Source organism: Paenibacillus sp. AR247 (assembly GCF_002968895.1).
Classification (GTDB): Bacteria; Bacillota; Bacilli; order Paenibacillales; family Paenibacillaceae; genus Paenibacillus_AQ; species Paenibacillus_AQ favisporus.
In genome coordinates this window covers 15,550-23,670 of record NZ_PCZT01000023.1, presented here as the reverse complement: position 1 = coordinate 23,670, position 8,121 = coordinate 15,550, and the positions used below count along the sequence as shown (strand labels likewise).

Genomic DNA, 8,121 nt, shown 5'->3' with positions numbered 1-8,121 from the left:
CGATACCTTGAACATCGTTATAGTCGATCGATTCCGGAATCTTCTTCTTATCCATCTTTTGCAAACGTTCCACATGGATCAGCTGCTTTTCGATATACCCTGCATACTTGATTTGAATTTCCACCTGCTCCTTCATTTCTTCCGTTAGTTCATATGGCGAAGGTGAAATTTGTTCAATATGGCTGTGGGATACTTCTGGACGGCGCAGAATGGTAAGCAGGTTACTGCCATCCTGAATCGGGGCGGAACCGATCGATTCTAACAGTGCATTCACATGGGAAGGACCCACCTTCGTTGAACGTAGGCGTTCGATTTCCAGCTCCACCTTTTCCTTCTTATCCAAAAACTTCGCGAACCGTTCTTCCGAGATCAGACCGATCTCATGCCCTACCGGTGTCAACCGCAGATCGGCATTGTCATGGCGAAGCAGCAGTCTGTATTCCGCACGGGAAGTCAGCAGACGGTAAGGCTCATTGGTACCTTTCGTCACGAGGTCATCAATCAGAACCCCGATATAGCCTTGCGAACGGTCGAGAATGACCGGCTCCTTGCCCTGTACTTTGCGCGCAGCGTTAATGCCGGCCATGATGCCTTGACCTGCAGCTTCTTCATAACCGGAGGTTCCGTTAATTTGACCAGCGGTGAACAAGCCCGGCATCTTCTTCGTTTCCAGAGACGGCCACAGCTGCGTTGGCACCATAGCGTCATATTCAATGGCATAACCGTTGCGCATCATTTCAACCTTTTCCAAGCCAGGGATACTGCGCAGCATCGCCAGCTGAACGTCTTCAGGCATACTGGTGGACAGCCCTTGGACATAATATTCAGAGGTGTTCTTGCCTTCCGGCTCGAGGAAAATTTGATGCTTCGGCTTGTCGCTGAAACGCACGATCTTATCCTCAATCGACGGGCAGTAACGTGGTCCTGTTCCTTCAATAATACCGGAGAACATCGGCGCACGGTGCAGGTTCTCGTTAATAATGCGGTGGGTTTCCACCGAAGTATACGTCAACCAGCAAGGAAGCTGCTCATTATCGGAAGACTCTGTTTCATAAGAGAAAAATTTAGGTTTCTCATCTCCCGGCTGAATTTCGGTCTTGGAAAAGTCAATGGTGGACTTGTGTACACGCGGAGGCGTACCAGTCTTGAAGCGAACGAGATCGAAGCCCAGCTCGCGCAGATTTTCCGCCAGCTTCACCGAAGGCTGTTGGTTGTTCGGACCGCTTTCGTAGGTCAGCTCACCCATAATGACTTTACCGCGAAGATACGTGCCAGTAGTCAGCACCGTAGATTTAGCACGGTACGAGGTGCCGGTTTTCGTCACCACGCCGACGCAGACGCCGTCTTCAACAATCAGCTGTTCCACCATGCCTTGACGCATCGTCAGGTTCGGTTCTTTCTCCATCGTTTCCTTCATCGTTTGTTGATACAGGAACTTGTCGGCTTGCGCACGCAGCGCATGCACTGCCGGCCCCTTCCCTGTGTTCAGCATCCGCATTTGAATAAACGTTTTATCAATATTACGGCCCATTTCGCCGCCCAGCGCATCGATTTCACGGACGACATGCCCTTTGGCCGGTCCCCCGATCGAAGGGTTGCACGGCATAAATGCGACCATGTCCAGATTGATGGTAATCATCAGTGTGTTGCAGCCCATCCGCGCTGCGGCCAAAGCAGCTTCACAGCCGGCATGACCTGCGCCGATGACGATGACATCATAACTGCCTCCATCATAACTCATCGGACAAACCTCCTTTATTTTTCTGAAAATAAATACATGAATCTATATGAACGAACGACTTATTTACCTAAACAGAACTGGGAGAAAATTTGATCCAGCAGCGTTTCAGCCGCCGTATCACCTGTGATCTCACCAAGCTGTTCCCAAGCAAGACGGACATCGATCTGGATCATGTCGATCGGAATGAACTGATCCGCCGCTTCGTAGGCATCCTGAAGCGATTTGTACGCCTTTTTAAGGAGAGCGATATGCCGGACGTTGCTGACATAAGTCAAATCGCCCGACTCCAGCTTCCCGCTGAAAAAGAGCGATGAAATCGCCTTTTCCAAAAGATCGATCCCCTCTTCGGTCATCACCGACATCGGGACGATCAATTCATCCGGATAGTACCTGGACAGCAGATCTCTGTCCAATTGCGAAGGTAAGTCCATTTTATTCATAATGACGATGGATTGTCTACCACGGATTTGTTCCATTAATTCCAGTTCGTCCTCATGCAGCGGTTCGCTTGCATTCAGCACGAGCAGGATGAGATCGGCTTCTGTGACCGCATGCTTCGAGCGCTCCACACCGATTTTCTCCACGACGTCCATCGTTTCCCGAATTCCTGCCGTGTCCAGCAGCTTGAGCGGAATGTTGTTGATCGTGACGAACTCTTCGATGACATCCCGCGTCGTGCCTGGAATATCAGTCACAATGGCACGGTTCGTATGCGCCAGCGCATTCAGCAGTGAAGACTTGCCCACGTTTGGACGTCCGACAATCGCCGTGGTGATACCCTCGCGTAAAATCTTCCCTTCTTCGGCGGTCTTCAGCAGCTTCTGGATACCTTCCATAACTTCGCTGCTTTTCTGCTTAATGAACTCTGCCGTCAGCGATTCCACATCATGCTCCGGGTAATCGATATTGACTTCGATGTGAGCCATCGTTTCCACCAAGGTGTGGCGCAGCTCCCCGATTTTCTGGGACAAAGACCCCTCTACCTGCTTCAATGCGATCGAGAAGGCACGGTCCGACTTGGACCGGATCAGGTCGATTACTGCTTCGGCCTGGGAAAGGTCAATCCGGCCGTTCAAAAAGGCCCGCTTGGTGAACTCGCCCGGCTCGGCCAGACGGATCTCCAGCTGCAGAAGCAGATCCATCACCCGTTTGACCGAAATCACGCCGCCGTGCGTGCTGATCTCCACCACATCTTCCGTGGTAAAAGACCGCGGCGCCCGCATCACGGTGACAAGCACCTCCTCCACCCGCTCCTGGGTGTCCGGGTCGACGATATGCCCATAATGAACCGTATGCGACTCCGCCTTCGTTAACGCCGTTTTGCTGTGAAAAATCCGTTCGACCTCAGAAATCGAGTCCGGTCCGCTCACGCGGATAACGGCAATTCCCGCTTCCCCTACAGCTGTCGATATCGCTGCGATTGTATCTGTAAGCAAGGCTGTCACCTCTTTTTTCTATATTAAACGTTCATCCGTTTCTGTTAGCTCTATTGTTGCCATAACAAGACATATCAAGACCTGCGACGGCTGTACCTGGTGCCTCCCGGTGACCCCATTCAAGATTCAAAAAAACAATGACTTCATAAGCTAAAGGTAAGCTCAATAAAGTCATTGTACAGGTCTCTCTTTACTTTATCGTAATGACTACGCGCCGGTTGGGCTCTTCCCCTTTACTGTAGGTCTTCACCTGCGGATGATCCTGCAGCCTGGAATGGATCACCTTCCGCTCCTGCGGGGACATCGGTTCAAGAACGACTTCTTTATGGGTCCGAATCACCCGTCCCGCCAACCGGTCGGCCAAATCCTCCAGGGTCTTCTTCCGGCGCTCCCGGAAGTTCTCAGCATCGAGCACAAGCCGCACGTAACTGCTTGAAACCCGGTTCGCCACAATGTTGGCCAAATACTGCAAGGCGTCGAGGGTTTGTCCTCTTCTGCCGATGATCAGTCCCAAATCGGGACCGAAAATATGAAGTGTCGTAGCATCCCTCGCGTGCTGGATTTCAACGCTCACATCCAGTCCCATGCTCTTCCCGACGTCAATGATAAACTCGGCAGCCGTTTCGTAAGGGTCTTTCTCTTCTTCCTCTATGGAAGCTTCGGGTTCATGTAAATCTAGTGGCAAAGGTTTCGCCGTCTCCACTGGTTCCGGTGCGGGCTCAGGCAGCAGTGTAAGTTCCACCTTTGCTTCCTTGACACCGATCAGTCCCAGGAATCCTTTTGACGGCTGCGATACGATTTGGACCGTGACCCGGTCGCGGCTTACCCCAAGCTGGGCCAGCCCTTGGTTTACAGCATCTTCAACGGTTTTTCCTGAAGCGACGACTTTGCTCATTTAGATTTTTTTGCCCCCTTCTTCCCTTTGCTATTTCCTTTACCGCCTTTGTTGCTGCTGCCTTTGTTGCCAGACTTGGCATTTGCGCTTCCTCCAGCAGAAGAAACGGCGGCTACGTTCGCAGTCGTATTGTTGTTACGATACAGGAAGTAGTTCTGGATAATGGTGTACAGGTTACTGTAAATCCAGTACAGCGGCAGTGCGGATGGGAACTGGTAAGACATGAAGAAAATCAAAACCGGATACACCAGCATCATAAATTGCATGGCACCCTGCTGCGGGCTCGGGTTCATTTTCATCATCATGCGGGACTGCAGGAATGTCGTTGCAGCAGCCAGCAGCGGCAGGATGAACGTATGGTCCGGTTTACCCAATTGGAGCCACAGGAACGAGTGGTCACGAAGATGCGAGTTGTACACGATGGAATTATAGAGTGCGATAAAAACCGGCATTTGGATAACCAGCGGAAGACATCCCGCCATCGGATTAACCTTGTTCTCCTGAAACAGCTTCATCGTTTCCTGCTGCTGTTTCTCCGGCTGATCCTTATACTTCTCTTTTATCTTTGCAAGTTCAGGCTGAATCGCTTGCATCGCCTTGGAACTTCTAACCTGCTTAATGGATAACGGCAGAATAATCGTACGGACGATAATCACCATCACGAGGACGGCTAAGCCGTAAGCTCCGCCAAACCAACCGGCGAACGTATCTAATGCGAGCGAGAAATAATAAACGACGTTAGCCTGCCAAAAGCCGCCGTTCTTCATTTCTTCTGTAGTATGCGTCACAGTGTTGCCTGTTCCGCACCCAGCTAAAACAACCACTGCGAGCATCATCACAGCGATGAGGAGGATCCATTTCCTGCCTCGGCTAGTCTTAAGTAGCGACACTTCATAACCCCTCTCTTAACGCTTCCATTCACCGTAAATCATACCATAATTAATTGGACAAAGAAACCAGCATTCAGCGCCCCGGAGGCTTCAGCAGCGACGCTTTCCGCAGCACGTGCAGAACACTTTTTTCAAGGTCTTTATAGGACATTTCAACGGCGCCTTTTCTTACAATAAATACAAGATCGACATGCTCGATCAGCTTGTCTTCATGGTTGCGCATAATCTCCTTGACCAGTCTTCGCATCCGGTTGCGTACAACGGCGTTGCCGACTTTCTTGCTGACGGATATGCCGACGCGGAACTTCTCTACCTCTTTTTTGCGGAACCAATACACGACAAATTGGTAATTGGCAAATGACTTCCCATGCCTATATACGCGGCTGAAGTCAGCCCGGTTTCGTAAACGTAAACTTTTATGCACGAATATCCCCTGCTTGCTGCCCGCCATCCCGATGTACAGCGGCCTTTCCTTCAAAAATATCAGCATTCGAAATTTTGCTTCATATAATATATAGCGATATTCCACTTCCTAGTATGGTCATCATTTGTGAGATATAAACCACAATAAGAACCGTGAGCACTTCTCTGAGCACGGCCTGTCCTCTTTCATTTCTTCGGGATCGGGACGTATCTACATCTTCTACTCGGCGAAAAGGTCCGCTTCTCCCTCTTTTTCTTGAAAAAATCTGTAGAAATGAAAGGAAAAACTCATTTTTGTACGCCGATAGACGTTTTCTTATGAAAAAAAGACCACCTCGGTGGTCTTCATGTACGAAATTTACGCGCTCAGTACTTTTCTGCCCTTCTGACGACGAGCTGCCAGCACTTTGCGGCCGTTTTTCGTGCTCATTCTTTTCCGGAAACCATGCACCTTTTTGCGCTTGCTTACATTCGGTTTAAATGTCGGTCTCATGTATTGCACACCCCCTTACAGGATTTCATAACCTTTATGGTTAAATATTCATTTTCATTCAACACAGAAAATGCCTTTATACATTTAATCATGAACAGGCCCAAAAGTCAACTCAAACCTGCTCCCCCACTTTCCGGAATTTGAATCCCTGCGATCGCTCTTCTCCCTCTTTTTACTGCTTCCCTCTCCCACTTCTCGATCCGTCTGATCTGGAACGCCAGCTTCACCGCTTCATCCCCATCTTCGTCAGCAGCGTTAAACGCTCCATCCTTCTTATCGCCTTTGGATTTCTGTGGACACCTTCTCCTGGCATTCCCTTGTCATTCGATGGCATTTCGGTAAAACCACATCATCTCATTTTAAAATCCAGCCATCCGAGTTTTCCACAGCCCCCCGGCCAACAAACCTGAAAAATCCACAATTCGGATTTATCCACTTGTTCACATCGTTCGCAATAAAATTCTAAGATCCGGCATAACCTGTGCACAACTGATTTTTTATTTTGGGAGATGCTGTCGAAAATTAAACACGTTATAAACAATATATAGTGGTGTGAATAATAATTATACACAACTTATTGAATTTGTGGATAATTTCAGCCATTTCATTGATAAACGGGCGTTCTTTTGCTATGATTATATTGTTTTTGGATGTGAATATGTGATTTCACCCCATATATTATCAACAAGCTGTGGATAAACTTGTGAACAATTTCAATTTGTCCACTTTTTTTATTTTCCCCCGTTTTTGAAACTGGGGATATATTCTGCACCATTCATCTTTTTTCGACATTTCCACTCATGGCTCGATCCCAGCCACATTTGGAAGATTTAAAGGAGTGACAGTCTGTGGACAGCCATACTTCCGAATTATGGCAGCAAATCCTATCAATTATTCATACCAAGCTCAGCAAGCCGAGTTTTGACACCTGGTTTAAAGCAACCAAAGCGATACAAATGAGCGAGCATTCCATCGTAATTTCCGCTCCAACCACATTTGCTGTCGAATGGCTGGAAAGCCGCTACACAAAACTCGTTAGCTCCACCATCTATGAAGTGTTGGGGAAGCAGGTTGACGTGAAATTCGTATTGAGGAGAACAAGCCTGCCGAACTCACCCCACAGCAGCCCGCGCCCATGCCTCAGGCGACCCCTGACGAGGCTCTAACCCATATGCTTAACCCGAAATATACATTTGACACATTCGTCATCGGTTCGGGCAACCGGTTTGCGCACGCGGCCTCTTTGGCTGTCGCGGAAGCGCCGGCGAAGGCGTACAACCCTTTGTTTTTGTATGGAGGGGTAGGGCTTGGCAAAACCCACTTGATGCATGCGATCGGACACTACATTCTGGAGCACAATCCCGCCAGCCGGGTCGTATATATCTCTTCCGAGAAATTTACGAATGAATTCATCAACTCAATCCGTGACAACCGGGCCGAGAGTTTCCGCAACAAGTATCGGAACGTCGATATTTTGCTGATTGACGATATTCAGTTTCTGGCGGGCAAAGAGTCGACACAGGAGGAATTTTTCCATACGTTCAACGCCCTGCATGAGGAACAGAAGCAGATCATCATCTCAAGCGACCGTCCGCCCAAGGAAATTCCGACGCTGGAGGATCGGCTGCGTTCGCGCTTTGAATGGGGGCTGATTACGGATATCCAGCCGCCGGACCTGGAGACGCGGATCGCGATCCTGCGGAAGAAGGCCAAGGCGGAGAATCTCGATATTCCGAATGAAGCGATGATGTACATCGCCAATCAGATCGACACGAACATCAGGGAGCTAGAAGGGGCGCTGATTCGCGTCGTCGCCTATTCCTCGCTGACCAATCAGGACGTGACCACGCATCTGGCTGCCGAAGCGCTGAAGGATATCATCCCGTCCAGCAGACCGAAGATGATCACCATTCAGGACATTCAGCAGAAGGTCGGGGAGTACTACAACTTGAAGCTTGAGGATTTCAAAGCGCGGAAACGGACTAAGGCCGTCGCTTTTCCAAGACAGATCGCCATGTACTTGTCCAGGGAACTGACAGATTTCTCGCTGCCCAAAATCGGCGAGGCCTTCGGGGGAAGAGACCATACGACCGTCATCCATGCCCACGAGAAAATATCCCAGTCTCTGAAAGAGGACCAGGATCTGTTCAAAGTCATCAATAACATCACGGAAAAAATCAAAAACCCAACCTGAACAAGTTCAAAGCCTATGCACAATCTATACACATGTGAATAGGCTTGAT

Annotated in this window: 6 protein-coding genes and 1 pseudogene; 1 reads left to right on the top strand and 6 read right to left on the bottom strand. The window is 49.3% G+C overall.

The genetic code is table 11. The features are described 5' to 3' along the window. The 6 genes from mnmG to rpmH form a co-directional block, all read right to left on the bottom strand. Nucleotides 1–1,741 (bottom strand): tRNA uridine-5-carboxymethylaminomethyl(34) synthesis enzyme MnmG (mnmG, locus tag CPT76_RS29110; protein ID WP_105445366.1); only part of this gene is annotated, 1,741 nt, incomplete at its 3' end. Nucleotides 1,742–1,800: 59 nt separating this feature from the next. After that, the gene (mnmE, locus tag CPT76_RS29105) at nucleotides 1,801–3,177 is read right to left on the bottom strand and encodes a tRNA uridine-5-carboxymethylaminomethyl(34) synthesis GTPase MnmE (protein WP_105445365.1); all 1,377 of its coding nucleotides are present in this window, start codon (nucleotides 3,175–3,177) and stop codon (nucleotides 1,801–1,803) included. Between the two features lie 190 nt (nucleotides 3,178–3,367). Next, entirely contained in the window at nucleotides 3,368–4,072 is a 705-nt protein-coding gene (jag, locus tag CPT76_RS29100; protein WP_105445364.1) for an RNA-binding cell elongation regulator Jag/EloR, read from the bottom strand. After that, a complete protein-coding gene (locus tag CPT76_RS29095) occupies nucleotides 4,069–4,962 on the bottom strand; it encodes a YidC/Oxa1 family membrane protein insertase (RefSeq protein ID WP_105445363.1) in 894 nt (297 codons plus the stop codon). Before CPT76_RS29095 ends, jag begins: the two co-directional genes overlap by 4 nt. Before the next feature lie 73 nt (nucleotides 4,963–5,035). Further along, nucleotides 5,036–5,386, bottom strand: a complete 351-nt coding sequence (rnpA, locus tag CPT76_RS29090) for a ribonuclease P protein component (protein ID WP_105445567.1) — start codon at nucleotides 5,384–5,386, stop codon at nucleotides 5,036–5,038. A gap of 357 nt (nucleotides 5,387–5,743) precedes the next feature. Next, complete coding sequence (gene rpmH, locus CPT76_RS29085; RefSeq protein ID WP_068778604.1) at nucleotides 5,744–5,878, bottom strand: 50S ribosomal protein L34; 135 nt, start codon at nucleotides 5,876–5,878, stop codon at nucleotides 5,744–5,746. A gap of 848 nt (nucleotides 5,879–6,726) precedes the next feature. On the opposite strand from rpmH, the pseudogene dnaA reads away from it, so the two are divergent. Beyond that, nucleotides 6,727–8,072, top strand: a pseudogene (gene dnaA, locus CPT76_RS29080) (chromosomal replication initiator protein DnaA). Nucleotides 8,073–8,121 lie beyond the last annotated feature (49 nt).

Excerpts from the sequence above, each read along its gene's own strand:
- jag (WP_105445364.1), bottom strand. The coding sequence starts at position 4,072 with ATGAGCAAAGTCGTCGCTTCAGGAAAAACCGTTGAAGATGCTGTAAAC.
- rpmH (WP_068778604.1), bottom strand. The coding sequence starts at position 5,878 with ATGAGACCGACATTTAAACCGAATGTAAGCAAGCGCAAAAAGGTGCAT.